The 26,478-nt window shown below is 74.4% G+C and carries 21 protein-coding genes; 10 read left to right on the plus strand and 11 right to left on the minus strand.

The features are described from left to right. The 9 genes from ABD086_RS22370 to ABD086_RS22410 form a co-directional block, all read right to left on the minus strand. Window positions 1-1,635 (minus strand): transglutaminase TgpA family protein (locus ABD086_RS22370; RefSeq protein ID WP_343910355.1); only part of this gene is annotated, 1,635 nt, incomplete at its 3' end. Next, complete coding sequence (locus ABD086_RS22375; protein WP_343910357.1) at window positions 1,632-2,792, minus strand: DUF58 domain-containing protein; 1,161 nt, start codon at window positions 2,790-2,792, stop codon at window positions 1,632-1,634. The genes ABD086_RS22370 and ABD086_RS22375, both read right to left, overlap by 4 nt. A gap of 12 nt (window positions 2,793-2,804) precedes the next feature. After that, window positions 2,805-3,794 (minus strand): AAA family ATPase, encoded by a 990-nt coding sequence (locus tag ABD086_RS22380; RefSeq protein ID WP_343910358.1) that lies wholly within the window; start codon window positions 3,792-3,794, stop codon window positions 2,805-2,807. Between the two features lie 25 nt (window positions 3,795-3,819). Further along, complete coding sequence (locus tag ABD086_RS22385) at window positions 3,820-6,165, minus strand: fibronectin type III domain-containing protein (RefSeq protein WP_343910360.1); 2,346 nt, start codon at window positions 6,163-6,165, stop codon at window positions 3,820-3,822. Then, window positions 6,162-10,448 carry a type VII secretion EssC family protein gene (locus tag ABD086_RS22390; protein WP_343910362.1) on the minus strand — a complete coding sequence of 1,429 codons (4,287 nt, stop codon included), beginning with the start codon at window positions 10,446-10,448 and terminating at the stop codon, window positions 6,162-6,164. The genes ABD086_RS22385 and ABD086_RS22390 overlap by 4 nt, the downstream gene beginning before the upstream one ends. Window positions 10,449-10,495: 47 nt before the next feature. After that, window positions 10,496-10,759: a hypothetical protein gene (locus tag ABD086_RS22395; RefSeq protein ID WP_343910364.1), complete on the minus strand. Its 264-nt coding sequence runs from the start codon at window positions 10,757-10,759 to the stop codon at window positions 10,496-10,498. A 59-nt stretch (window positions 10,760-10,818) separates the two neighbouring features. Next, on the minus strand, window positions 10,819-12,435 hold the full coding sequence (locus tag ABD086_RS22400) for a peptidoglycan-binding domain-containing protein (protein ID WP_343910366.1): 1,617 nt from the start codon (window positions 12,433-12,435) through the stop codon (window positions 10,819-10,821). A gap of 234 nt (window positions 12,436-12,669) precedes the next feature. Beyond that, window positions 12,670-12,939 carry a hypothetical protein gene (locus tag ABD086_RS22405; RefSeq protein WP_343910368.1) on the minus strand — a complete coding sequence of 90 codons (270 nt, stop codon included), beginning with the start codon at window positions 12,937-12,939 and terminating at the stop codon, window positions 12,670-12,672. A 57-nt stretch (window positions 12,940-12,996) separates the two neighbouring features. Then, window positions 12,997-13,845, minus strand: a complete 849-nt coding sequence (locus ABD086_RS22410) for a hypothetical protein (RefSeq protein WP_343910370.1) — start codon at window positions 13,843-13,845, stop codon at window positions 12,997-12,999. Between the two features lie 73 nt (window positions 13,846-13,918). Here ABD086_RS22410 and ABD086_RS22415 point away from each other — a divergent pair, with 73 nt between their 5' ends. From ABD086_RS22415 to ABD086_RS22445, 7 genes are all read left to right on the plus strand, one after another. Then, a complete protein-coding gene (locus tag ABD086_RS22415) occupies window positions 13,919-15,016 on the plus strand; it encodes a lipase family alpha/beta hydrolase (RefSeq protein ID WP_343910372.1) in 1,098 nt (365 codons plus the stop codon). Then, the gene (locus ABD086_RS22420; RefSeq protein WP_343910374.1) at window positions 15,013-15,489 is read left to right on the plus strand and encodes an SRPBCC family protein; all 477 of its coding nucleotides are present in this window, start codon (window positions 15,013-15,015) and stop codon (window positions 15,487-15,489) included. Before ABD086_RS22415 ends, ABD086_RS22420 begins: the two co-directional genes overlap by 4 nt. Beyond that, window positions 15,486-16,016 carry a hypothetical protein gene (locus ABD086_RS22425; protein ID WP_343910376.1) on the plus strand — a complete coding sequence of 177 codons (531 nt, stop codon included), beginning with the start codon at window positions 15,486-15,488 and terminating at the stop codon, window positions 16,014-16,016. Before ABD086_RS22420 ends, ABD086_RS22425 begins: the two co-directional genes overlap by 4 nt. 95 nt (window positions 16,017-16,111) lie before the next feature. After that, window positions 16,112-16,699, plus strand: coding sequence for an ATP-dependent Clp protease proteolytic subunit (locus ABD086_RS22430; protein WP_343910903.1), 588 nt, complete (start codon window positions 16,112-16,114; stop codon window positions 16,697-16,699). Between the two features lie 14 nt (window positions 16,700-16,713). Further along, on the plus strand, window positions 16,714-17,325 hold the full coding sequence (locus ABD086_RS22435; protein WP_343910905.1) for an ATP-dependent Clp protease proteolytic subunit: 612 nt from the start codon (window positions 16,714-16,716) through the stop codon (window positions 17,323-17,325). A 154-nt stretch (window positions 17,326-17,479) separates the two neighbouring features. After that, window positions 17,480-18,763 (plus strand): ATP-dependent Clp protease ATP-binding subunit ClpX, encoded by a 1,284-nt coding sequence (gene clpX / locus ABD086_RS22440; protein WP_343910378.1) that lies wholly within the window; start codon window positions 17,480-17,482, stop codon window positions 18,761-18,763. 124 nt (window positions 18,764-18,887) lie between these two features. Beyond that, window positions 18,888-19,691 carry a hypothetical protein gene (locus ABD086_RS22445; protein ID WP_343910380.1) on the plus strand — a complete coding sequence of 268 codons (804 nt, stop codon included), beginning with the start codon at window positions 18,888-18,890 and terminating at the stop codon, window positions 19,689-19,691. Window positions 19,692-19,735: 44 nt separating this feature from the next. On the opposite strand, the gene valS is transcribed toward ABD086_RS22445, so the two are convergent. Continuing rightward, window positions 19,736-22,378, minus strand: coding sequence for a valine--tRNA ligase (valS, locus tag ABD086_RS22450; protein WP_343910382.1), 2,643 nt, complete (start codon window positions 22,376-22,378; stop codon window positions 19,736-19,738). 77 nt (window positions 22,379-22,455) lie between these two features. Between valS and ABD086_RS22455 the strand changes: the two genes are divergently transcribed. Genes ABD086_RS22455 through ABD086_RS22465 form a run of 3 tightly spaced genes read left to right on the plus strand, consistent with a single transcriptional unit; the run spans window position 22,456 to window position 25,105 of the window. Next, entirely contained in the window at window positions 22,456-23,328 is an 873-nt protein-coding gene (locus ABD086_RS22455) for a GNAT family N-acetyltransferase (protein ID WP_343910384.1), read from the plus strand. A 23-nt stretch (window positions 23,329-23,351) separates the two neighbouring features. After that, window positions 23,352-24,725, plus strand: a complete 1,374-nt coding sequence (gene folC / locus ABD086_RS22460) for a bifunctional tetrahydrofolate synthase/dihydrofolate synthase (RefSeq protein WP_343910386.1) — start codon at window positions 23,352-23,354, stop codon at window positions 24,723-24,725. Further along, window positions 24,722-25,105 carry a DUF4233 domain-containing protein gene (locus tag ABD086_RS22465; protein ID WP_343910388.1) on the plus strand — a complete coding sequence of 128 codons (384 nt, stop codon included), beginning with the start codon at window positions 24,722-24,724 and terminating at the stop codon, window positions 25,103-25,105. The genes folC and ABD086_RS22465 overlap by 4 nt, the downstream gene beginning before the upstream one ends. Here ABD086_RS22465 and ABD086_RS22470 read toward each other — a convergent pair. Next, window positions 25,094-26,419, minus strand: coding sequence for an aminotransferase-like domain-containing protein (locus ABD086_RS22470; RefSeq protein ID WP_343910389.1), 1,326 nt, complete (start codon window positions 26,417-26,419; stop codon window positions 25,094-25,096). The genes ABD086_RS22465 and ABD086_RS22470 overlap by 12 nt on opposite strands. Window positions 26,420-26,478: the final 59 nt, after the last annotated feature.

Below are 26,478 nucleotides of genomic sequence, written 5' to 3' on the forward strand. Positions count from 1 at the left end.
GGGCGGGTCCGCCGCCGCGGCCACGGGCTCGGGCGTCGGCGTGGGCTCGGGCGGCTCGGTCGCCGGGCCGCGGTCGGCGGCCGGCGCGTCGCCGAGGTCGGCGTGGCCGCGGGTGAACGTGTCGTCGTTCGGCGTCGGCGCGAACGGCACCCAGCCGAGCCGCTGGAAGTAGACCTCCGGCCACGCCAGCGCGTCGCGGCCGCGCACCACGCGGGTGCCGTCGGGCTGGCGGTGCCCGGGGCGGAAGCCGACGACGACGCGGGTCGGCAGGCCGGCCTGCCGGGCCAGGATCGCGAACGCCGTCGCGAACTGCTCCGACGTCCCGACCCGGGCGCCGGGGCCGGAGCCGAGGAGGAACCGCTCGATCCGCCAGAACGCCGAGCCGGAGATCGCCCGGGGCGACAGCCGCCGCCCCTCGCGGACCGCCGCCTCGATCGCGAGCGCCTGCTGGTACGGAGCGGCGTCCGGGGTGACCTTCGCCGCGTAGTCGGCGAGCTCGGCCGGGAGGTCGGGCTGCTCGACGTACCGCAGCGCCGGCCCGGACGTCGGCACGGTCGCGCCGATCAGGTCGGCGGGGTCCGGGAGGTCGACGACGCCCGTGACGTCGTACGTCGTGTGCGCGTCCGCCTCCGGGTCGTAGAGCGTGCCGGTCGCCGTGTCGACCACGGCGCCGGGCGCGCTGACCGAGGTCGGGTCGCCGGGCGACGGGAGCCAGTGCCCGCCGAGGCCGGTCAGCGCCACCGAGACCGTCGAGGTGCGCCGGCGCTCGCCGGTGAGCGGCGCGGCGGAGACGGTGCCCAGCGGCGCGTACCTGGTCGCGGCCCGCCACTGCGAGCCGTCGTACTCGTCCAGGGTCACCAGGCGCAGCGGTACGTCGTCGCCGGTGACCCGGAGCAGCTCGGCGTCCGGGTTGGCCGCCCACGCCCCGAGCTGGGGGAGCGGGCTGGACGTCTCGACCACCGTGACCGGAGGGTCGACGACGGTGCGCGGGTCGAACGGGCTGGTCGCCGGCAGCAGGGCGGCCGCGGCGAGGGCGCCGACCAGCACGACCAGGCCGGGGGCGGCCACCACGAACCGGCGCCCGGTGGGCTCGGTGTGCTCGTCGAGCAGCACCCAGCCGAGCACGGCCAGCACGACGACCAGCACGGCGAGCAACCCCCAGGGGTCGCTGCCGCCGGTGGTGAGCAGCGCGCCGGCGGCGTACAGGACCGCCGCCCCGGCGACGGGGCCGACGCGGGACCGGGTGTCGGCGGTGAGGCCGGCGAACAGCGACACCAGGCCGGTCAGCAGCACCGGCGGGACGAGGAGGTGGGCGTCGAGCGGGTACGGCTGGGGGGAGGTGAGCAGCAGCGGCACGGCGTCGGTGACCGTCCCGGTGAGCGAGGTGCCGCTCCGCGCCGACATCAGGTACGCCGTCAGCACCAGCAGCAGGGCCAGCACCGTGGTCGTGGCCCACCGGGACACCCGGAGCGAGAGCGCCGCGCGCAGCAGCAGCATCGGGGCGATCGCGGCGAGCAGCAGGATCGCGACCGGCCGCCACCCGGGCCACGCGCCGGCCAGCGCGACGCCGGCCACCCCGACCAGGCCGGCGGCCCAGGTGGTGAGCAGCCAGGGCGACCGCGCGGTCGTGCTCATCGGCCGGCCGCCCCGTCCCACGCCGCCGCCAGGGACATCGACCCGGCGCCGCGCAGCAGGAGCACCCCGGCGCGCTGCTCGGCGGCGACGAGCGGCAGCGGGTCGACGACCGCGACCACCCGGGTGGTGGCGTCGCCGAGCAGCAGGCCGAGCCGGTGCTGGTCGGCACCGGCCCCGGTCACGACCACGGCGACGTCCGCGCTCGGGCCGAGCTCGGGGTCGACCGCGCGCCCGTCGGTGAGCGTGATCTCGGCGAGCAGGAAGTCCAGGTCCTGCGCCTCCCGCAGCGGCGCCCGCGTGGGGGAGCCGGGCACGGTGACCGCGTGCCGGCCGCTGAGCGTCGCGAACCGGAGCGGGTGGCCGCGCTCGGTCGCGGCCCGGCAGAGCGCGGCCGCCATCTCGACGGCCTCCTCGAACAGGCCGCCGGCGTCGTCGGAGCCGTCGTAGCTCTGCCCGCGGTCGTCCAGCAGCACCTGCACGTGCGGCTCGGCCGGGTCGGCGTCCTCGCGGACCATCAGCGTCCCGGTGCGGGCGCTGGTGGCCCAGTGCAGCCGGCGCAGGTCGTCGCCCATGGCGTACTCGTGCAGGCCGACCAGGTCGGTGCCGCCGTGCTCGAGGCTGGTGTCGATGCCGGCCGGCGCACGCCGGTGGCCCGGCATCATCGACCCGAGGGGGATCCGGCGCGGCAGCACGCGGACCCGCTCGACCCGGCCGCTCGCGGTCGAGGTGGCGGCCATGCCCGCCAGGCCGTAGCGGCGCAGCCGCACCGGGCCGACGGGGAGCAGGCCGCGGCGCGGCGTCGGGATCGGGTAGGTCACCGCGACCGTGCCGTCCGCGCCGTCGTCCGGGAGGTCGACCGGCACCAGGGTGCCGTCGACCTCGTCGAGCGCGTCGAGTCGCACCAGGCCCCGGCGCCGCCGACCGGTGATCGTGAGGGTGCCGGTGCAGGCCTCGTGGCGCACGACGACGGTGGGCCGGACCTCGCGGTGCACCGCGACGTTGCCGGTGGCCAGCACCGCGACCACCTCGGCCACCACGACGGCGAGCAGCGCGGCGCCGAGCGCGGCGAGCATCGGGTAGTGCCAGGCGAGCCCGGCCGCCAGGGTGAGCACGGCGAGGACGCCGGTCGCCCGGCCCCGGGCCGTGACCACGCGCACCGTCAGGCTCCGCTAGTCATGGTCGGGCTGCGGCGGCGGGACCGTCTCCAGCGCCTCGTGCACCACGGCGGTGGAGGTGTGGCCGGCCAGCACCGCGTCGCGGGTGAGCAGCGTGCGGTGGGCGAGCACCGCCTCGGCCAGCCGCTGCACGTCGCTGGGGACGACGTAGTTGCGCCCCTGCGCGGCGGCGTACACCTGCGTGCAGCGGACCAGCGCCCGCAGCCCGCGGGTGCTGGCGCCGAGCCGGACCCGCGGGTCGGTCCGGACCGCGACCCCGAGGTCGCGGACGTAGCGGAGCAGCAGGTCGGCCACGTGCAGCCCCGAGAGCCGCTCGGCGAGCGCGGCGGCCTCGTCGGTCGACGCGACGACCGGGACGTCGGCGACCCGTCCCGCGGTGCTGCCGGGGCGGAGCACCTCGATCTCGTGCTCGGCGTCCGGGTACCCGAGGGAGGTGCGGACCAGGAACCGGTCCAGCTGGGCTTCGGGCAGCCGGTAGGTGCCGTCGAGGTCGACGGGGTTCTGGGTCGCGATCACCACGAACGGGTCCGGCACCGGGTGCGCGGCACCGTCGACGGTCACGGTCCGCTCCTCCATGACCTCGAGCAGCGCGGACTGGGTCTTGGCCGAGGCGCGGTTGATCTCGTCGGCGAGCACGACGTTCGCGAACACCGGCCCGGGCCGGAACCGCACCTGCCCGTCGCGCGGGTCGAACACGGTCGTGCCGGTGACGTCGGAGGGCAGCAGGTCGGGGGTGAACTGCACCCGGCGCACCTGCCCGCCGAGGGCGCGGGCGACGGCCCGGGCCAGGGTGGTCTTGCCGGTGCCCGGCACGTCCTCGAGCAGCACGTGGCCGCCGGCGAAGGTCGCCACCAGCACCAGGTCGATCGCGCCGCGCTTGCCGTGCACGGCGGTCTCGACGGCGTCGCCCAGGCGCCGGTGCAGCCGGCGGAACTCGGCGATGTCGTCCTCGGTCGGGCTGAACGGCGAGGCCACGGCGGTCATCGCACCCTCCTGGGTCGGTCAGGGGTCAGAAGCAGCGGTCGCACAGGGCCTCCTGCCGGGTCTCCCACTGGAACGGCTGGCTCTGCACGGTCTCCACGCCGTTGCTGGCGGTGAACACGATCGAGTGCTGGCGCACGCCGTTGTCGGCGCCCCGGATCACGCCGGTGTCGATCGGCACCGACAGGCTGGTCGCGTCGCAGCGGACCTCGCCGGACTCCTCGCCGCCGCGGTTGCCGGTGTGCGTCCACGTGCAGGTGCCCTGGAACGAGCGCCAGTCGGACGGCGGGGCCAGCGTGAGCCGGGTCGTGCCGCGGCCCCACCACGAGCGCCCCACCCAGCTGTGCGTGAAGGCGGTGACCAGCTGCTTGCCGGCGGCCGGAGGCGCGGGCGGGACGGGGCCGTCGTAGGACAGCTGCGCCTGGCGCGCGGGGCCGTCGCCCTTGGTGTTGGTCGGGGTCACCTGCACGACCACCGGGCTGGGGTTGCAGTACGTCGTGGTGCAGGTCGACGTGAACGAGGCGGTGGTCGTCGCCACGGTCTGGGTCTGCGAGCCGTAGGCGTCGGTCATCACGACCGTGTAGCTGACGACCGGCGAGCCGTTGTCGGCCGGCGGGCGCCAGCTCACGGTGACCGCGGCCGTGGTGTCGTTCGGGTTGCCGGACACGTGGCCGACGATGTCGGTGACGGGTCCGGGACGACCGGACGTGGTGACCGGGTTGGACGGCTCAGAGGTCTCGTAGGGCTCGCCGGGGCGGATCGCGGTCACCGTGAAGCGGTGGGTGCCCGGCGCGACGGTCACGGTCGTCTGCCGCTCCCGGCCGTCGACCTCGACGAGTGTCTGGCCGCCCTCCTCCTGCACGGTGAAGGTCTTGGCCGGGTCGCCGGCGTGCTGCCAGGTGACCTGGACGCTGCCCGACTGGAGCTCGGCCGCGGTCACCCCGTGGGGCGCCTGCAGCGGTTGGGGCACGTTGGGGTTCACCGACGGGGGCGGCGATCCCGAGGGGCCGTGGTCGCCGGCGCCCGGGCCCTCGGACGGGGCCACGCCGCCCCGGGGGCCGGAGCCGACGGCCCCGTCCGCCGGCCCGCCGGCCGCGGGCTGGTCCGCGGCCTGGGGGGCGGCGGGGGCGGCGGGAGCGGGGTGGGCGGCGGGGGCCGCGGGGGCGTGGTCGCCCACCGGCACGAGCGGCTGGGCGGGTGCGCTCGGAGGCGCCAGCGCGTGCGCCGCGCCGCCCGCGGGCGGCAGCGAGTCGTCGTACCGGACGATGCTCGAGACGGTCCCGTCGGCGTGCACGACCGCGCCGTGGACCGCGCCGGGGACGTTGATCAGGAGGTTCCCGTCGTCGAGCACGAGGTCGGGGTCGCCGTGGGCGTCGGACACCTCGATGTCCGCGCCGGCGCGGTGGCCGTCCGCGGTCAGCCGGATCACCCGGCCGGCGCCGTCGCAGGGCACGTAGACCAGGCCCTCGAACACCTCCGGCCGGCCGGGCTCCGCGCAGCCGATCGCGCCCACCTCGACCTCGCGCACCATGCCGTCGCCGACGATCGCGACCGTGCCGGTGCCGGGGGAGGAGACGGGGACGAGGTCCGCCGGCGCGGAGGCGGGTACGGCGAGCTCGCCGGCCAGCCGGATCGCGTCCGCGACCAGCTCGTGGCCGGTGCCGACCTGGACGACGATGCCCTCCTCGGGCCCGAACACCGTCACGCCGTGCTCGTGGCCGACCAGGACCGACCGGGCGCCGCTGTGGTCGATCCGGCGGGCGTCCTGCTCGACGAACCGCTGGCTGCCCTGCGACCAGCGCAGCTCGGTGAGCAGGCCCTTCGGGTCGATCGTCCAGATCCGGCCCGCGCCGTCGATCGCGGCGTCGGCGATCCCGGTGGGGGAGCTCCACATCTCGCCGATCGCGTCGGCGGTGACCGGGTCGACGTTCGCGATCGTGCCGCGGTCCCGGTCGAGCAGGAAGACGACGCCGTCGTGGTGCAGCACGTCGGTGGCGCCGCCGGGGCTGATCCGCTGCTGGCCGGAGGCGAGCAGGCTGGACAGGTCGAACGACGTGAGCTGGCCGGTGGTCCGGTTGGTGACGATCAGGCGCCCGGCGTACTGCGCGATGTCGAGGGTGTCGCCCTCCGCGCCGACGGGGATCCGGGCCTCGGGGTGGCCCGTGGCCGGGTTGACCTCGATGACCTCCCCGGTCGGCCCGTCGGTGAACCAGGTGAGGCCGTCGGCGATGTCGACGGCGGTGCGGGTCGCGCCGCTGCCGAACAGCACGCCCGCGACCAGCGAGCCGGCCACGACGACGACCGAGAGCTCGGCGGCCCCGCGCGAGGAGCGCGAGCGCGTGAACAGCCCGCGCAGACGCTTCGACCCGTTCATTCCGCCTCCCGAGTGTGCGGTCCGCCGTCGTGGGTCAGGAGCTGCGCGACCCACGTGGAACCGGCCTCGCACCAGAGGCCCCGTCCGGGACCCGAGAGCGGCTCGGTGGTCTTGCTCGGCACCGTCACCCCGACGACATCGCCATCGTTCCACTCCGGCTGGAGGATGAAACCCCGGCGACCCTGTCGGGCGGCGGTCACCAGACCGTCCGGTCCGCCCCGTTGCCTGGCCTGCGCCACGTCAGCGGTGACGACCGCTCCGAGCCGGCTGCCCGGGTCGGCCATCGCCCTGTGCAACGACGCGACCGCGGTCCGGGTCACGTCGTCGGACGCCGCGGCGGCGTCCCACCGGTGCGCGTCGTCGACGAGCAGCAGCGCCCAGTCCGCGGGGTCCCGCTCCGCGGCGGTCCACTGCTCGACCTGGGCGGCGGCGGCCGCCGGGTCGTGGCTGCGGATCACCCGCGGCGGGCGGGGGGAGCGCGCGACCAGCGCCTCGATGCCGTCGAGGGCGGTCGTGCGGCCGGAGCGGGCGCGACCGGCGATGAGGACCGGCGCGCCGAGCAGGTCGACCTCGACGACCGCGACGGCGTCGGCGTCGACCGCGAGCGCGACCCGGCTGCCCTGCGGTGCCGGCAGCTGCTGCTGGTCCAGGCGGGTCGGCATGCTCGGCACCGGAGCCGCGCCGCGGCCGGCCACCCGGGGCCGCAGCAGCTCGCCGATCGCGCGGACCCGCTCGGCCTGCACCGGCGTACCCGCCCCGCCGGTGGTGGCCACCTGCACCATGGACCGGTTCATCAGGCCGGCGCCCGGCGCGCTGTCGGCGTCCAGCACGTTGGCGGGGACGCCGAGCATCAGGTAGTCGTCGGTCGTCGTCATCCGCAGCACGATCCGGCGGCCGAACGTCGCCGCCAGCGCGGTCGGTACGCCGGTCCGGCCCGGCGCGGTGGCGATCACGTGGATCCCGACGCGGCGGCCGTTCTGCAGCACGTTCTGGACGTGCTCCAGGTGCTCGCGGGCGACGCCGCCGGCGGACTCCAGGCCCTCGACCAGCGCCGGCAGGTTGTCGACGACGACGTACACCCGGGGCAGCACGGTGCCCATCCGGGCCAGGTCGTCGAGGTCGGAGCAGCCGGCGCCCGCGAGGGCCGACGTGCGGTCGGCCACCGTCCTGCGGAGCAGGCGGAGCAGGCGCAGCACCCGGCCCTGGTGGCTCTCCGGCACGATCGCCTCGACGGTCGGCAGCCCGGCGACCGCGGACAGTCCGCCGCCGGCGTAGTCGAGCCCGTACACGTACGGCGCGACGCCGCTGGCTCCGAACGCGTCGCCCAGCGAGGCCGCCAGCACCACGCTCCGCAGCAGCTCGGTCTTGCCGGAGCCGCTGGCGCCGTACACGAGGACGTGCCCGACCGACGCGAAGTCGACGAGCAGTTCGGGCTGCTGCTGGTTCGCGGGCTCGTCGACCCGGCCCAGCACCACCCGGCCGCTGGGCCGCTCGCCCGCGTCGGCCATCAGCCGGTCGGGCTCGAGCAGCAGCTCGGGCGGCAGGGGTGGCAGCCAGGGCTGCTTGGGCGGGCCGGCCTCGGTGCGCGCGAACGCCGTGCGGATCGTGGTGACGCAGCGGACCAGGTCGGTCCGCGGGTCCAGCCGCACCTCCTCGCCGAGCCCCGCCTCGAGCGAGCCCGCCGCCGAGAACGCCTGCACGCGCACCGGGTTCTCGGTCGCGTCGACCGGCTGCCGGGCGCCGGTCCAGGCGGACTGCACCAGCTCGGCGGTGCCGTGCCCGGTGCGCCGGATCCAGGCGCGCCCGGGCGTGCGGCGGGAGATGCGGGCGGCCTCCGGGGAGTCGATGACGTCGCGGGAGTCGTCGGCCGACGAGACCCGCAGCGCGATCCGCAGGTCGGTGTTCGCGCGGATCGGCCCGGTCACCACCCCGGCCGGCCGCTGGGTGGCGAGCAGCACGTGCAGGCCGAGCGAGCGGCCGCGCTGGGCGAGGTTGACCATGCCGTCGACGAACTCGGGCACCTCGCTGGTCAGCGCCGCGAACTCGTCGACGCAGATCAGGATGGAGGGCACCGCCGCCTCGGGGTGCTCCCGCTCGAGCTGCACGAGGTCCTTGACGCCGTACTCGCCGAGCAGGTGCTCGCGGGCGGTGATCTCGGCGCCCAGGGAGGTCAGCGCGCGCTGCACCAGGGCGGGGGTGAGGTCGGTGATGTAGCCGACCGTGTGCGGCAGGTCGGCGCACTCGCGGAACGCCGCGCCGCCCTTGTAGTCGACCAGCAGGAAGTTCAGCCGGCTGGGCGGGTTGTTGAGCGCGAGCGAGCAGATCAGCGACTGGAGCAGCTCGCTCTTGCCGGAGCCGGTGGTGCCGGCCACCAGCCCGTGCGGGCCGTCCTCGCGCAGGTCGATGGTGACGACGCCGTCGATCCCCGCGCCGATCTGCGCGCGCAGCCCCGACGACTGGCTCCACCGGCGCAGCACGGAGACGATGTCGTCGAGGTCCTCGAAGTCGCTGCTCACCTCGGGCAGCCGCACCACCGCCGGGATCGCGGTCGAGGCCGGCAGCACGGCCGCCTCGTCGACGTACCCGGTCATCGAGCGGGCGCTGCGCCACGCGTGGTCGAGCGTGACCGCGTCGGGCGTCTCGACCCGGCTCGTGCCGCCCCGGTCGCGGACGCCCACCTCGCCGGTGGTGAGGTCGACGCGCAGCCCGGTGGCGGCGGGCACCTCGTCGGGATCGGCGCCGAGCCAGACCAGGTGCAGGTTGCGCTCGGGTGCGGCGGCGGCGACCGCCTCGACGGTACGGCGGGGGATGCCGGCGTGCTCGTCGACGAAGCAGATCGTGTGCCCGCTGTTGCCGTCCTCGGCGACCAGGCTCTCCAGCAGCGCCGTCGCCGGCCGCGCCCCGATCGCGACCGGTGGCTGGCCGCCGATCCGGGTGGTCGCGTGGGGGAGCCAGCGCAGCCAGGCCTCGTGGTGACGGCGGCCGGTGCCGAAGCACCCCGCGACGCTGACCTCGGCGGGGGAGTGGTCGAAGCCGATCCGCAGCAGCATCGCGCGGGCCAGCGCGTCGACCGCGGCGTCCGGGCCGGTGAGCGCGAGCACCGTGTGCTGCGACAGGTCCGCGAGCACCGGCATGTCGTCGAGGGTGTCCCGCTCCGCGAGCTCGGCGGCGACCTCGCGCCGGGACGGCCGGTCGCCGCCGTCCTTGATCGTCCCGCGGAGCATCGCCGGCACCGTGCCGATGCCGAGCCGGGTGACGAGGAACGCCGCGCGGTCCTCGGCGCGCGCCCACAGGTACCGGTCCCGGGAGGCCGCCCGTGCGCGGACCGTCTCGGCGTCCGGGTAGTCGTCGTGCAGCTGCCGGCGCTGGCGCACGGCGTGGTCGTCGAGGACGGTCAGCAGCTCGTCGACGTCCTGGCGCCACTCGGCCTTCTCCTCCTCGAACTGCTTGCGCGCCTGGCGCTTCTGCTGCCACCAGCCCAGGCCGCCGAGGACCGGCCAGGCGAACATGTAGACGAGCCCGTACAGGCTGTGCGACCGCATGAGGATCGCGAAGCCCATCACCATCGGCAGCATGAGCATCGCCCACGGCAGCGGCGACGGGCGGTTCTTCGTGGGCGGCGACGGGATGTCGAGGACCTCGTCGAGCAGCGGGTCGCCGAACCGCGGCGGCCGGAAGACCGAGACCGCGGCGTCCTCGGCGGGCACCTCGCCGGGGTCGATGACCAGCGTGCTGCGGCCGAGGGTGATCGGCGTGCCCCAGTCGACCTCGCGGGCGCTGGTCACGCGCTCGCCGGCCACGGTGGTGCCGTTGGCCGAGCCCTCGTCGTACACGGTGGGGCGGGCGCCGAGGATGATCCGGGCGTGCTGCTGGGAGACCAGCGGGTCGGTGAGCCGCAGCGTGCACGAGGGCGCGCGGCCGAGCGTGAGCGAGGTCGTCCGGACGTGCAGGCGCTGGCCGCGGTCGGGGCCGTCGGTGACGCGGAGCACGGCGCGCGGGCGGGCGGTGCTGCTGACGCGGGTCAGCCAGGCGGCGGGGGCGGAGACGAGGTCGAGGAGGTCGCCGGTGCGCAAGCCGCACTCGGCGAGGGGCCGGTCGGCGGGCCAGGGGAGGTTGCCGTCCAGCGGGACCAGGTGCAGGTTCGGCTGGTCGGGGGCGACGTGCCGCCCGAAAGCCCGGGCCAGGTGCGCCACGGTCGCACCCGGCCGGGCCCGGACGTGCACGTCGACCGACGGGAGGCCCGACTCGGGAGCTGGTCGCAGCGACAGGATCCAGCTCTGCATGGGTCGGGCCTCCCTCGGTCGGCGTCAGACGCAGGGTCGGGCGCAGGTCAGTTGGAGACCTGCTCCTGCTCCTGGGCCTGGTTGTTGATGAGCGTGGAGAACTCCTGGAGCGAGTTGACGACCTGCGTCAGCATCGTGCGGTAGTCGCTCTGCCAGGACTGGCGGGTGCGCTCGGCGTCCGGGCCGATCCACTCGAAGCCCTCGATCACCTGGGTGAGCCGTCCGGTGAGCTGCTCGAGCTCGGACGCGCCCTGCGTGATCTGCTGCGCCGACTGCCGGCCGGCCTCGACGTCCATTCCCTTCATGGCCATGGTCCTTCTCCTTGTTCTCTAGCGGTTCGTCTGTGCTGGGTGGTCGTGCGGAAGGCGGGCTACTGGCCTCCCATCCGGCGGCGCACCGCCGAGGTCGCCTCGTCGGTCGTGATCCGGCCGTCGTGGTCGAAGTCGAGCGGCGCGTTCGCGGCGTACGCCGCGCTGCCCTGGCTGAAGAGCGTCTCGCCGGCGGCGTGCGGGTGGCCGGAGAGGATCGACGTGTACACGCTCTCCAGGTCGCCCAGCCGGCCGCGGAACGGCTCGAAGTAGCGCTCGACGTAGGTGAGCTGCTCGGTCGGCGTCATCCGCGCCAGGTCGGCGGTGGTGGTGCCCAGGCCGCGCGCCGTGGTGTCCATGAACTGGATCAGCCCGGTGGCGCTGCTGTGCGGGTTGCGGACGTCGGCGGCGAACGTGCCGCCGGTCTCGAAGCTCATCGCCGCCAGCAGGTGCTCCGGCCGGGCGCCCACGCGCTGGGCGACGCCCTCGACCCCGCGGAGGAACTCGGGCGTCACGTTCGCGTTGCCGCGCACGCCGGTGATCCGGTTGTAGTCGTAGCCGGACGGGCTGGTGTAGCCGCTGCCCGCCTGGACCGGCATCGGGTGGTCGGCGCGGTAGGCGTCGAACGCCGCCTGGGTGTTCGGGCCCCACTGGCCGTCGACGCCCTTGGTGTCGTAGCCGGACTCGGTGAGCCGCTGCTGGAGCTCGCGCACCTCCGCCCCGCTGCTGCCGCGGCCGTTGCGGCCGGCGATCTGGTCGATGCGCTGGTCGCCGCCCGAGCTGCGCGCGGCCAGGGCCGCTCCGCCTATGCCCGCGGCGGCCGCGCCGCCGGCGATGCCGGCCGCGGCGCCGTACGACGGGGACCCGCCGGTCGCCTGCGCCGCGTCGCCGGTGTGCCCGAGGGTGTCGGCGCCCGGGGTGGCGCCGCCGAAGCCGCCCGCGGTCGAGCCGGACTCGTGGCTGGTGGGCGTGCCGTCGGCGTTCACACCGTCGCCGCCGACGGCCGAGCCGCCGATCGTCGACGCGCCCAGGGAGCCGTGGCCGCCGGCCGGTGCGGCGGCGCCGCCCCCCGCGGCACCGCCGCCGGTCGGGGCGTGCCCGCCGCCGACGCCCTGTCCCCCGTCCGGGACGTGGGCGCGGTCGCCCGCGACGGCGTGCGCCGCGTTGGTCCCGTCGACGCCGATCGCGTGGCCGATGGTCGTCGGGCCGCTGGCCCGCTGGACCGAGTCCGCGTTGCCGGTGCCCTGGTCGCCGTCGATCGCGTCGATGGCGTTCGCGATCGCGCCGACCACGCCGATGGCGGCGACGGCCTGACCGATCACCGATCCGGTGAACGGGGTGACGCTGCTGTCGCCGGTGGTCTGCGGCGGGTACGTCGGCAGCGAGCCGAAGTCGACGCTCTGGCCGTTGCTGGCCTGGTCCTGCGCCTCCGCGTTCGCGTTGAGCACCTGGGCGAACAGGCCCAGCGCCATCGAGATCTTCTGCAGCCACGGCACCACGACGGTCTCGAGGTAGGTGGCGTACGCCGCGCTCGCGCCGCCGCTGAAGAACGACGCGGCCCGCAGGATGGCGATCAGGGCCCTGAGGTAGGCGATCACCTGGTCGGTGGTCTCCTTGCCGTCCTGGCAGACCTGGCCTGCGTCCCTGAGCTCGTCGGTGTCTGCGCCGAGGAACGACATGTGCTTCTCCTGACGAATCCGGCCACCGCCCGATCGGTGGCGTCGTCCGGACCGTAGGCACGCCGTCGCCCGGGCGTCGATGGCTCGGCGGGTGGAAGGTTCCGGCCTGTTCCGGCCCGGAATCCGGTCGTTGCGGGGTTCGGCGGTCAGCAGCCGAAACCGGCGGCCCTTGCGGACGCCACAGGGCCGCCGGGGAGCACCCGGCGGCCCTGTGCTGCGGAGCGAGCGAGAGGGTCAGCTGGAGGCGGCGTCCTGCCGGTCGGCGTGCCAGAGCAGCACCCGGCCCTGCTCGTCGAGGGTCTGCGCGGCGTTGTGGGCCTGGGGGGCGAAGCTGCCGTGCCAGTCGTTGGCGAAGTTCTCGCGGTCCGGGCCCTGCCACTTCAGGCCCTGGATCATCGAGGTGATCGCCGAGACCATGCTCGCGACCTGCCCGGCCTGCTGGCCCATGTTCTGGCCGACCTCGCGGCCGTACTCGGTGTCCATGCCCTGCATGTTGGCGCTCATGGCGGCCTCCTCGTCTGGTCGTGTGCCCGGACCGTAGGCACGCGGCCGGCCGGCGGGCTAGGGCGCGGCGGGTGGAACGTTCCGCCGTGCGGCGGCCCGTTCGACCTGCTCGAGGTCCTCGACGGTGACCAGCCGGACCTCCGCCGTCCGCCGCCCGATCGCGAAGCGGACGTTCTGCGCGCGGCCGCTGCCGGCCCGGAACGGGTCGTCCTTGGGGCCGAAGGCGAGCGCCGAGATCGAGCGGATCGCGTCGTCGACCCGCTGGGCGCGCTCGAGGTTCCACGCGTACCCGTGCCAGTGCAGGACCCGCTCGTAGATCTCCCGGTTCGACGGCGGGCGCGGGTAGTCGTCGGTGCCCGAGAGCCAGGGCTCGGCGAGCGCCAGCGCGACGTACCACTCCCGGGACTCGCGGGGGAGCGTGGGCGCCGGGGTCGTGGCGTCGAGCCCGGCCTCCGCGGGCGGCAGCGGCCGGACGGCGGGGGCCGGCTCCGAGGGCGTCACCTCGACGACGATCGAGAGGTCGTCGTAGGTGTCCGGGCCGGTCTGCCGGCCGCGCATCACGACGAGCTGGTTCTCGCCCTCGTCGAGCAGCAGCGACATGCCCTCGGCGAGCGTCACCCGCCGCGCCCCGCCGGGGGCGTCGAACAGGCTGGAGACCTGGGTCTCGCCGGACCCGTGCCACCGCAGCCGGGCGATCTCCTCGCCGACGACCAGCTCGCCGAGCAGCCGCGAGACGTGCGGCGCGCAGCGGGGCAGCGCGATCGCCGTGGTGCGCAGGTCCGCGCCGGGGTCGTCGCCGACCACGTCCGCGAGCGCCTGGTGCGGCGAGCGGCCGAAGAGCAGGGTCTCGCCCGACCCGAGCGTCACCGTGGGGAGACCCGAGCCGCGCAGCGTCACCCGGAGCATGGCGCCATCACGACCCGATCGAACCACACGAAGATGGTGTACGAGTGTTCACTCAAGTGATTAGCATCCCGCCATGGCGATGCGCACGGGACCGACCTACCTCGACGCCCTCTCGCTGCTCTCGGAGGTGGCCGACCAGCTCGTGGTGCGCAGCGTCCGCGACACCCACGACGCGTGGGCGGACCGGTTCGGCGGCTACCCCGGGCGGGGGATCGCCACGGCGGTGTACGCCGGGCTCGGGCTGGGCCTGCGCGCCGCCTCGACGGGGCTCGGGCGGCTCGCCGAGACCGATCTCGGGCCGCGCCTGGAGGACACGCCGCGCGGCCGGTTCGTGAGCTCGGCCGTCAACGGGCTGATCGGCGACCGGCTCGCGGCCGAGCGCCCGCGGATGGCGATCCGGATGGCGGTGCGGTCCGACGGCCGCGACGTCCCGCCCGCCGACCTTGCGACGACCTTCCCCGACGCCACGGGGTCGGTGGTGCTGTTCCTGCACGGGCTGTGCGAGAACGAGTCGTACTGGGACCGCGGCCCCGGGCCGACGTACGCCGAGGCGCTCGCGGAGCGCGGCTGGACGCCGGTGTTCCTGCGCGCCAACACCGGGCTCGGCCTGCGGGAGAACGGCGTCGCGCTGTCCGCGCTCGCCCAGGACCTCGTCGACGCGTGGCCGGTGCCCGTGACCCGGGTCGCGCTGGTCGGCCACTCGATGGGCGGCCTGATCGTGCGCGCGGCCGGCGCGGTCGCGACCGCCGCAGCGCAGCCCTGGACCGCGCTGGTCAGCGACGTCGTCACGCTCGGCACCCCGCACCTCGGCGCGCCGATCGCGGCCGGGATCGGCCACGGCAGCCGCGGCCTGGGCCGGCTGCCCGAGACCGCGGCGTTCGGGCGGATTCTGGACCTGCGCTCGGTGGGCGTCCACGACCTCGTGGTCGGCCTCGCGCACGACGTGCCGCCGCTGCCGCACGCCCGCTACCGGCTGGTCGCCGCCACCGTGACCACGAGCGCGCGGCACCCGGTCGGGCACGTCGTCGGCGACCTGCTGGTGCGGGTGCGGTCGGCGTACGGCGCGGGGCTGTTCCCGGACGGGACCGTGCTCCACGTCGGCCGCACCGACCACTTCGGGCTGCTCAACCATCCCGACGTCCACCGCGCTCTGCGAGAGTGGCTGGCATGACCCGCCCCCAGGAAGGTGCCCAGCGCGAGCTGCGGGCCGAGGCGTACGTCGCCGCGCCGCCGGACCGGGTGTGGGCGCTGCTCACCGACTTCTCGCGGATGCCGGACTGGAGCCCCGAGCTGGTGCGGATGGTGCCGCTCAAGGGGGGCGGGCTGCGGGTCGGGCAGTGGTACCTCGGGATCAACCGGCGCAAGGCGGTCGTCTGGCCGACCCGGTCGGTGGTCGCCGAGGTCGTGCCCGGACGGCGGCTGACCTGGGACACCACCTCCAGCGGCGCGCGCTGGATCTGGGAGCTGGTTCCCGAGGGCGACGGCACCCGGGTCGTGCACCGGCGCCCGGTGCCGACCGGCATCACCGGGATGTCGAAGGCGTTCGCGCCGCTGTTCCTCGGCGGCAGCGAGGGCCACGCCGACGAGCTGGAGGCCGGGATGGCCCGGACCGTCGCACGGCTGAAGGCGGCCGCGGAGGCGTGAGGGCGCTCCTCTCGGGACTGGCGGCGCTCCTCCTGCTGAGCGGCTGCACGGGCGGGTCCCCGGACCCCGCGGCGGCGCCCACCCCGCAGTCCCGGGGCGCTCGGCTGCTGGCCGAGGTCGGCGCGGCGCTGGACGCCGAACCCACCGACCCGGACATCGAGCACCCGATCCCGCCGGAGTGCCCGACGGCGTACCGCCGGGTGTCCGCGGGGGCGACGTACGACGGCGTCCGGATCTGGGTGGACGTGGCCCGGGGACCGTGTCCGGGCCGCGACGGCGGCTACTACGCCTGCCACGGCGTCCCGGACCTGCCGGGCCACGCGGTCGAGCTGCGCGACTGCTTCAGCCGCCGGCTCGACGACGGCCGGGTGCTGGTGGCGGGACGGCAGCGCGTCTACCAGGAGGGCACCTACCGGGTGGCGGCGCTCTGGCGACACCACCTCACCTGCACCGTGGGCGCCTCGGCGGAGGACGGACCGTCCGCGGAGGAGCTGGCGCGGGTCGCCACCGAAATCCGCTGTGAGTGAACAGGGGCACCTAGGTCGTGGAACTGTCGATCCCGGCGGCTAGGGTCGCTCTCGTGACCCAGAACTCCAGCCCCCAGCTGAACGGCGGCGGGGGCATGAACGTCCTCGACGACCACATCTACCAGCGCCTGCTGCGCGAGCGGATCGTGTTCCTCGGCTCCGAGGTGCGCGACCAGAACGCGAACGCGATCTGCGCCCAGCTGCTGCTGCTCTCGGCGGAGGACCCCGAGGCCGACATCTTCCTCCACATCAACAGCCCTGGCGGCTCCGTGGACGCGGGCATGGCGATCTACGACACGATGAACTACATCCCGAACGACGTCGCCACGGTCGGCATGGGCCTGGCCGCGTCGATGGGGCAGTTCCTGCTCTGCGCGGGCACCAAGGGCAAGCGCTACGCGCTGCCGCACGCGCGGATCATGATGCACCAGCCGTCGTCCGGCATGGGCGGCTCGGCCTCGGACATCAAGATCCAGGCGCAGCAGTCGCTGCACATCAAGAAGGTGCTGCTCGAGCTGATCGCCGAGCACACCGGCCAGAGCGTCGAGCAGGTCGAGCAGGACGCCGACCGCGACCGCTGGTTCACCGCCGAGCAGGCGCTCGAGTACGGCCTGGTCGACCAGGTCATCAAGAGCGCCCGCGAGGCCGCCGACGACGGCCGCCCGGCGCGGCAGAAGGACTGACCGGAATGTCTGAGATGAACTACTACATCCCCCAGTGGGAAGAGCGCACGTCGTACGGCTTCCGGCGCATCGACCCCTACGCCAAGCTGTTCGAGGACCGCATCATCTACCTCGGCACCCCGATCTCCGACGACGTCGCGAACGCCGTCATCGCGCAGCTGCTGTGCCTGCAGTCGATGAACCCCGACCAGGACATCAGCATCTACATCAACAGCCCGGGCGGCTCGTTCACCGCGCTGACCGCGATCTACGACACGATGAAGTTCATCAAGCCCGACGTGCAGACCGTGTGCATCGGCCAGGCCGCCTCGGCCGCGGCGATCCTGCTCGCCGCCGGCACGCCCGGCAAGCGCCTCGCGCTGCCGAACAGCCGGATCCTGATCCACCAGCCCTACACCGAGGGCACCTTCGGCCAGACCTCGGACATCGAGATCCAGGCCAACGAGATCCTGCGGATGCGCGAGCTGCTGGAGAAGATGATCAGCGACCACAGCGGCCGCTCGATCGAGGAGGTCAGCCGCGACATCGAGCGCGACAAGATCCTCACCGCCGAGGGCGCGGTCGAGTACGGCCTGATCGACGCCGTGCTCGAGTCGCTCAAGGGCACGCCCGCCGTCACCGGCTGAGACCGGACCGATGCTCGCACCGCCGGACGCCCACCTTCGTGTCTTCGCCCCCAACCGGGGGCGGCACGGGGTACCGTCGGAGGACTTGCACCACCTGCCGGACCTGCTCGAACCGTTCGACCCGCTCGACCCAATCATCGGAGGATGACCGCCCGTGGCACGTATCGGTGACGGAGGCGACCTGCTCAAGTGCTCCTTCTGCGGGAAGAGCCAGAAGCAGGTCAAGAAGCTCATCGCGGGGCCGGGCGTCTACATCTGTGACGAGTGCATCGACCTCTGCAACGAGATCATCGAGGAGGAGCTGAGCGAGGGCGCCGAGGTCGGCCTCGACGAGCTCCCGAAGCCCAAGGAGATCTTCGAGTTCCTCAACTCGTACGTGATCGGGCAGGAGCAGGCCAAGAAGTCGCTCGCGGTGGCGGTCTACAACCACTACAAGCGCGTGCAGGCGGGCCTCCAGCCGATCTCCGGCAAGCACAGCAAGGAGGAGGTCGTCGAGGTCGCGAAGTCCAACATCCTCGTGATCGGACCGACCGGCTGCGGCAAGACCTACCTCGCGCAGACGCTGGCGCGGATGCTCAACGTCCCCTTCGCGATCGCCGACGCGACCGCGCTGACCGAGGCCGGCTACGTCGGCGAGGACGTCGAGAACATCCTGCTCAAGCTGATCCAGGCCGCCGACTACGACGTCAAGAAGGCCGAGACCGGCATCATCTACATCGACGAGATCGACAAGGTCGCCCGCAAGGCGGAGAACCCGTCGATCACCCGCGACGTCTCCGGTGAGGGCGTCCAGCAGGCGCTGCTGAAGATCATCGAGGGCACCACGGCCTCGGTGCCGCCGCAGGGCGGTCGCAAGCACCCGCACCAGGAGTTCATCCAGATCGACACGACGAACATCCTGTTCGTGGTGGGCGGCGCGTTCGCCGGGCTGGAGCACATCATCGAGCAGCGGGTCGGCAAGAAGACCCTCGGCTTCACCGCGGAGGTGCGCGGCAAGGCCGAGCGCGAGGCCGAGGACCTGCTCGCCCAGGTCCGGCCCGAGGACCTCACCAAGTTCGGCCTGATCCCCGAGTTCATCGGCCGGCTGCCCCTGATCGCGAGCGTCTCCAAGCTCGACCAGGAGGCGCTGGTGCAGATCCTCACCGAGCCGCGCAACGCGCTGGTCAAGCAGTACCAGAAGCTCTTCGAGATCGACGGCGTCGAGCTGGAGTTCACCCAGGACGCCATCGAGGCGATCGCGGACAAGGCGATGGAGCGCGGCACGGGTGCTCGCGGCCTGCGCGCGATCATCGAGGAGGTCCTCCTCCACGTCATGTACGACGTGCCCTCGCGCGGCGACATCGGCAAGGTGATCGTCACCCGTGAGGTCGTCGAGGACGACGTGGCCCCGACGCTGGTGCCCCGCGAGTCCGAGGCCAAGAAGAAGAAGTCTGCCTGACGGTCTCGCTGTACGGCTCCACTGCGGCGACCTGGCCCGCGATGACTAGGAGCGCATAGTCCGTTCGGGCCATTTCTCGCCATGGGTTTGGTGGGGACCCTCAGCGACCGAAAGACTCCAGGTGATGAACGCGCGTCGCAAGTCTCGGATCTTCGCGGACCACAAGCCGCCGCTGGTGGCGTTCGTGCTGGTCGCGGTCACCTCGATGGTGCTGCTGCTGCACGTGTCCCGCAGCGAGGCCGCCCCCGCATGGCTGCGGGACGGCGTCTCCAGCGTGGTCGCCGGCGGGCTGCCGCTCGGCCAGCGGGTGGTCACCGGCACGCTGCTCGAGCGCGAGCCGGCCGTCGCCGCCGCCGCCGAGCCGACGCTCGCCGTGGCCACCCCGTCGGCCCCGTCGTCGGCCCCGTCGTCCTCCGCGTCGTCGGCCCCGTCGTCCGCTGCGTCGTCCCCGTCGGCCGGCTCGGCGCCGGGCCGGCCTCCGCGCCACCACCAGCACCCTGCGGCGCACCACGTCGCCGCCCCGGGCCCCGCACCGCACTCGTCCGGCCCGGCCGGCGAGCCCGCGCCGCCCGCGATGCCTGCCGGTCCGCGCGGCCACGGTCCCCGCGGCCACGGCGTCGACGCCCCCGGGGCGTGGGGCGGACACGGCGCGCCCCAGCACCCGGAGCACCCGGAGCACCCGGAGCACCCCGAGCACCCGGTGCGCGGGGACGGGGCCCACGAGCACGGCCAGCACCCCCGGTCGGGCGAGCCGGGCTCCGACGGCCGCGGTCACGGTCACGACAAGCACGGTCACGGGGGCCACGGCCACGGGGGCCGCGGGCACGGGGACCGCGAGCACGGGGACCGCGAGCACGGGGACCGCGGCCACGGCCACGGGGACCACGGGCACGGAGACCACGGCGACCGCGGTCACGGCCACCACTGACGGGCGCGGTCGACAGCGACCAGCCGACCAGCGACCAGCCGCGCCTACTCCGTCGGCGCCAGCTCCGCGTCGACGGTGATCTCGGTGGCGGACGGGTCCACGGTGAAGACCAGGTCGCCGGTGATCTTGCCGGTCTTGCGCAGGTCGTCGGCGGCCTGCTCGGCCGCGCGGACCAGCGCCTCCGGGCCGCGGATCTCGACCCGGGCCAGCTCGGCGCGCATCGACACCTTGGCGTTCGACTTCGCGCCGCGGATGCCGATCAGCGCGGCCGAGACGGCGTCCAGCGTCGCGGCGTCGGTCGCGGCGGCGGAGCCGAGCTCCACGACGGTCGGCCAGGCGGCGCGGTGGATGGAGCCCCCGCCGTCGGCGGCGCGCCACCACGACCAGACCTCCTCGGTCACGTACGGCAGGAACGGGGCCAGCAGGCGCAGCTGGACGTCGAGCGCGATCGCGAGCGCGGACTTCGCGGACGCGGTGGCCGCGCCGCCCGAGCCCCCCGCATCGTGGCTGGCGTACGCGCGCTCCTTGACCAGCTCGAGGTAGTCGTCGCAGAACTCCCAGAAGAACTTCTCGACGGTCTCCAGCGCGGTCGTGTAGTCGTAGGCCTCGAACGCGTCGGTCGCCCTCGTGATCACCTCGCCGAGGCGGCCGAGCAGCGCGCAGTCGACCGGCTCGGAGACCTCGAACGGGTTCACGCTGGTCGCGCCGACGCCGCCGAGCACGAACTTCGACGCGTTCAGGACCTTCATCGCCAGCCGGCGGCCGACCTTCATCTGGGCCTCGTCGAACGGCGAGTCCAGGCCCGGGCGCGCCATCGCGGCGCGCCAGCGGACGGCGTCCGCGCCGTACTTGTCCAAGATGTCGGTCGGGACGACGACGTTGCCCTTGGACTTCGACATCTTCTTGCGGTCCGGGTCGAGGATGAAGCCGGAGACCAGCGCGTGCGTCCACGGGACGGTGTGGTTCTCGAAGTGGGCGCGGACCACCCGCGAGAACAGCCAGGTGCGGATGATGTCGTGCGCCTGGGTGCACAGGTCCATGGGGAACACGCGCTGCCACAGGTCGTCGTCGGACTCCCATCCGCCCGCGATGTGCGGGGTGAGCGAGGACGTCGCCCAGGTGTCCATCACGTCGGGGTCGCCGAGGAAGCCGTGGGGCTTCCCGCGCTGGTCCTCGGTGTAGCCGTTCGGCGCGTCGGTCGACGGGTCGATCGGCAGCTCGTCCTCGCGGGGGAGGAGCGGGTGGTCGTAGTCGGGCTCGCCGTCGGCGTCGAGCGGGTACCAGACCGGGAAGGGGATGCCGAAGAACCGCTGCCGCGAGATCAGCCAGTCGCCGTTCAGGCCGCCGACCCAGTTGTCGTAGCGGTGCTTCATGTGCGGCGGGTACCACTGGATCTCCGCGCCCCGCGCCAGCAGCTCCTCGCGCAGCGCGGCGTCGCGGCCGCCGTTGCGGATGTACCACTGGCGGGTCGCCACGATCTCCAGCGGCTTGTCGCCCTTCTCGTAGAAGTTCGTCATCCGCCGGGTCGGCGTGGGCTCGCCGTCCAGGTCACCGGTCTCGCGCAGCATCGCGACCAGGGCCTCGCGGGCGGAGAATGCCGTCTTGCCCTTGAGCTCCTCGTACGCCGCCGCGGCGGGCTCGTGCGCGAGCCACTCGGGCGTCTCCCGCGACATCCGGCCGTCGCGGCCGATCAGCGTGCGGACCGGCAGGTTCAGCTCGCGCCACCACTGGACGTCGGTGAGGTCGCCGAAGGTGCAGCTCATGGCGATGCCGGCGCCCTTGTCCATCTCGGCCGCGGGGTGGGCGAGCACCGGGATCTCGACGCCGAACACCGGCGAGGTGACGGTCGTGCCGAACAGCGGCTGGTAGCGCTCGTCGTCGGGGTGTGCGACCAGCGCGACCACCGACGGGATCAGCTCGGGCCGGGTGGTCTCGATGTACACGGGTTCGCCGGACGGCCGGTGGAAGGCGACCCGGTGGTACGCGCCGTCGTACTCGCGCGCCTCGAGCTCGGCCTGGGCGACCGCGGTCTGGAACGTGACGTCCCAGAGCGTCGGCGCCTCCTGGAGGTAGGCCTCGCCGCGGGCGAGGTTGCGCAGGAACGCCCGCTGGCTGACGCCCTGCGCCTTCGGGCCGATCGTCGTGTAGTGCTGCTTCCAGTCGACCGACAGGCCGAGGATCCGCCACAGCCGCTCGAAGACCTCCTCGTCCTGGGCGACGAGCTGCTCGCACAGCTCGATGAAGTTCGGGCGGCTGATCGGGATCTGGCGCTTCGGGTCGGGCTTCTCCGGCGGCGTGAAGTCCGGGTCGTACGGCAGCGACGGGTCGCACCGCACGCCGTAGTAGTTCTGCACCCGGCGCTCGGTGGGCAGGCCGTTGTCGTCCCAGCCCATCGGGTAGAAGACGGACTTGCCGCGCATCCGCTGGAAGCGGGCGACCAGGTCGGTGTGCGTGTACGAGAAGACGTGGCCGACGTGCAGGCTGCCGCTCACCGTGGGCGGCGGCGTGTCGATCGAGTAGACGTTCTCGCGCGGCTGGGTGCGGTCGAAGGCGTAGGTGTCGTCGGCCTTCCACCGGGCTCCCCAGGTGGCCTCGAGCCCCTCCAGCGCCGGCTTGTCGGGTACCGCTACGACGCGCCGCGGAGCGGTCGTCGTCTCGGGAACCTGGTCGGCCTGGGTGTCGGTCATACGAGAAATCCTAGGGCGGGCGCTCCGCGACGGAGAAACCGGTTGTGACCGCGGACCCGGGCTGGCTGACTTTCCGCATGCCCCTGGAGTTCACCGACGATCCTGCAGCGTTCCTCGACGCGACCCGCGACCACCTCGCCGCCGACCCCGTGCAGACCACGGTGATCGCCACCGTCACCGCCCGGTACGCCGCCGGCACCGGCTCGCCCGCGCCGTACCGCTGGTGGGTGATCGCCCGCGGCGACAGGGGTCAGGTGACCGGGGTCGGGATGCGGACCGCGCCGTTCGCGCCCTACCCGCTCTACCTGCTGCCGATGCCCGACGACGCCGCCCTCGAGCTGGCCCGGGTGCTCCACGAGCGCGGGGAGGTCGTGAGCGCGGTCAACGGCGCGCTGCCCACGGCCCGGGTCGTCGCCGACGAGACCGCTCGGCTGAGCGGGCGGACCGCGGTGGTCGACGAGCACCTGCGGCTGTTCGAGCTCGGCGAGCTGGTCGTGCCGCCGGCGCCCGTGGGCCGGCTCCGCCCGGCGACCCGCGCCGACGCCGAGCTCGGACGGGCCTGGTTCCGGGCGTTCGGCACCGACGCCGCCGAGCAGGCCGGCCGCGAGGGCACGCACGCGATGGAGGAGTTCTCGCTGGAGATGATCACGGCCCGCATCGACGACGGGCTGATCTGGCTGTGGGAGGACGAGACCGGCACCCCGGTCCACCTGACCGCGGCCAACCTGCCGGCGAACGGCGTGACGCGGATCGGGCCGGTCTACACGCCGAGGGAGCAGCGCGGCCGCGGCTTCGCGAGCCGCGCCGTGGCCGAGGTCTCGCGGGGCTACCTCGAGCAGGGGATCCGCTGCTGCCTGTTCACCGACCAGGCCAACCCGACGTCGAACCGGATCTACCAGGTCATCGGCTACGAGCCCGTGGTGGACATGGTGAGTCTGCTCGTCGAGTGACCTGTCCCTAGACTCGTCGCGAGATGACTGAGACCCCCCGCCTGGCCGAGACCTTCGAGGAGGTCGAGGACGCGCTGCTGTCGCGGTGGCCCGAGACCAGGCTCGAGCCCTCGCTCGACCGCATCCGTGCGTTCACCGAGCTGCTGGGTGACCCGCAGCGCGGCTACCCGGTGATCCACCTGACCGGGACCAACGGCAAGACGTCGACGTCCCGGATGATCGACACGCTGCTGCGGGCGCTGGACCTGCGGACCGGGCGGTTCACCAGCCCGCACGTCGAGCGGATGACCGAGCGGATCTCGATCGACGGCGAGCCGCTCACCGACGAGGAGTTCGTGCGGGCGTTCAACGACGTGGCGCCGTACACGCACCTGGTCGACGAGGACCAGCCGCACCCGCTGTCGTTCTTCGAGACCGTGGTCGGCATGGCGTACGCCGCGTTCGCCGACGCCCCGGTCGACGTGGCCGTCGTCGAGGTCGGCATGGGCGGGTCCTGGGACGCGACCAACGTCGCCGACGCGGCGGTCGCGGTGGTGCTGCCGGTCGCGGTCGACCACGCGGCGTACCTCGGGGACACGCCGGCGGACATCGCGGTCGAGAAGGCCGGGATCATCAAGCCGGGCTCGACCGCGGTGCTCGCGGAGCAGGCGCCGGACGTCGCCGCGATCCTGCTCGCGCGGGCCGCCGAGGTCGGCGCGACCGTGGTCCGCGAGGGCCTGGAGTTCGGCGTCGTGTCCCGGGTGCCGGCCGTGGGCGGCCAGATGCTGTCGCTGCAGGGGCTGCGGGCGCGGTACGACGACGTCTTCCTCCCGCTGCACGGCGCGCACCAGGCGCAGAACGCGGCGGTCGCCCTGGCGGCCGTCGAGGCCTTCGCGGCCGGTGGTGAGCAGAGCCAGGCCCTCGACGACGAGGTCGTCCGCGCGGCGTTCGCCGAGGTGACCTCGCCGGGCCGGCTCGAGATCGTCCGGCGGAGCCCCACGATCGTGCTCGACGCCGCGCACAACCCGCACGGCGCGGAGGCGACGGCGGCGGCGCTCGAGGACTCGTTCGCGTTCGCGCCGCTGATCGGTGTGATCGGCGTGATGGGGGACAAGGACCACGAGGGCCTGCTCGCCGCGTTCGAGCCGCACCTCGCCCACCTGGTGTGCACGCAGAACTCCACCGACCGCGCCCTTCCTGCCGAGGAGCTCGCCGCGGCCGCCCGCGAGATCTTCGGCGAGGACCGGGTCAGCGTCGCGCGCCGGCTCTCCGACGCGATCGACCAGGCCGCCGCGCTCGCCGAGGCCGGCGAGGCGTTCGGCGACCCGCTCGGGTCCGGCGCCGTGCTGGTGACCGGGTCGGTCGTCACCGTCGGCGAGGCCCGCTCGTTGCTGGTGCGGCAGGGCGGCCGCTCGTGACCGACGACCGGACCCGCTCGCCGCGCCGGGGCATGTGCGCGGCGGTGCTGAGCCTCGAGGCGATCACCCTCGGCCTGACAACGCCGGTCCTGATCAGCATCGCGGGGGTCGACACGTCGACCGCGCTGTGGGTCGGGCTCGGCCTGGCCGTGGCGTGCCTCCTGCTCGCGGGCCTGCTGCGCGCCGAGTGGGCGTACAGCCTGGGCTGGGTGATCCAGGGCGCCGCGATCGGCCTGGGCTTCGTGATCCCCATGATGTTCGTGCTCGGCGTGATCTTCGCGCTGCTGTGGGGTTCGGCGTACTTCCTCGGCCGCAAGATCGAGCGGGAGCGCGCCGCCGCGTACGCGGCGTTCGACGCCGCGCACGACTCAGAGCGCTGAGACCAGCGCCGCCAGGGCGCGGTCGAGCTCGTCGTCGGTGACACCGCCGAAGCCCACGACCAGCCCGGTGAGCGTCGCGGACCGGCAGTAGTCCGCGAGCAGGGGCACCTCGAAGCCCGCCCGGCGGGCCGCGGCCCGCGCCCGGAGCGCGTCGGCCTGGGGGAGCAGCCAGGTGGAGTACATCCCCGCGACCGGGCCGGCCGGCTCGGCGTACGGCGCGAGCGCGGCGGCGACCCGGGGCGCGCGGTCGGCGTACACGCGCCGCGCCGTGCGCACGACCTTGTCGACGTACCCGTCGCGCAGCAGCGCGAGGAACGCCCGCTGCACCGGCCACGGGGCGCCCTCGTGGGTGACCAGCCGCCGCGCGTTGATCGCGTCGAGCAGGTCCGGCGGCGGCACCAGCCAGCCCAGCCGCAGCGACGGCGCGACGGACTTGGCGGCGGTGCCGAGGTAGGCCACCCGCCCGCGGTCCAGGCTGGCGAGCGCCGGCACCGGTGCGACGTCGTAGCGGAACTCGGAGTCGTAGTCGTCCTCGACCACGACCGCGGCCGCCGCCCGGGCCGCGGCGAGCAGCGCCACCCGGCCCGGGCCGGGCAGCACCCGGCCGAGCGGGTGCTGGTGCGCCGGCGTGACGTACGCGGCGACGACGCCCGTCAGGTCCGTGACCGCCTCGAGCGCGGGGAGGTCGCGCACCTCGCGCACCGCCCCCCGGACCGTCTCGACCGCGGCGCGGTAACCGGGGTCCTCGATGGCCACCGGTCCCGGCGGCAGCACGGTGAGCAGGTGGCGGAGGCCGTCGGTGGTGCCGTGGGTGACGACCAGCTCGTCGGGGTCGACGGCGAGCCCGCGCGTGCGGGCGAGCCGGTCCGCGAGCAGGGCGCGGAGCTCGGGGAGGCCGCGCGGGTCGTCGTACCCCCGCGGCGGCCGGGCGGTGGACACCTCCCGCCACGCCCGGCGCCAGCCCGCGGCGTGCCGCGGGTCGATCCAGGGGGTGCCGGCGTCGAGCCGGACCAGCGGGCGCTCCTCCGGCGTGGTTCGGCGGTGCGGTACGGCGGCGCGCGCCGCCCCGGTCGCGGCGACGTAGGTCCCCGACCCGCGGCGGGCCTCGAGCCAGCCCTCGGCGAGCAGCTGCTCGTAGGCCTGCTCGGTGACCGACCTGCTCACGCCGAGCTCCACCGCCAGGGCGCGGCTGCTCGGCAGCCGGTCGCCGCGGGCCAGGGTGCCCACGACGACCAGGTCGCGGATCCGGCCCGAGAGCTGTCCGCCGAGGGAGCCGGGGGCGGAGCGGTCCAGGGTGACCGGGAGCGTCGCCATCGATTGTCCTGTCGAAATGGGTGCGGATTGGCCCGTGTGCGCAGGCCACTTCTCCGCCA

This window comes from Nocardioides aquiterrae, from assembly GCF_039526625.1.
Classification (GTDB): Bacteria; Actinomycetota; Actinomycetes; order Propionibacteriales; family Nocardioidaceae; genus Nocardioides; species Nocardioides aquiterrae.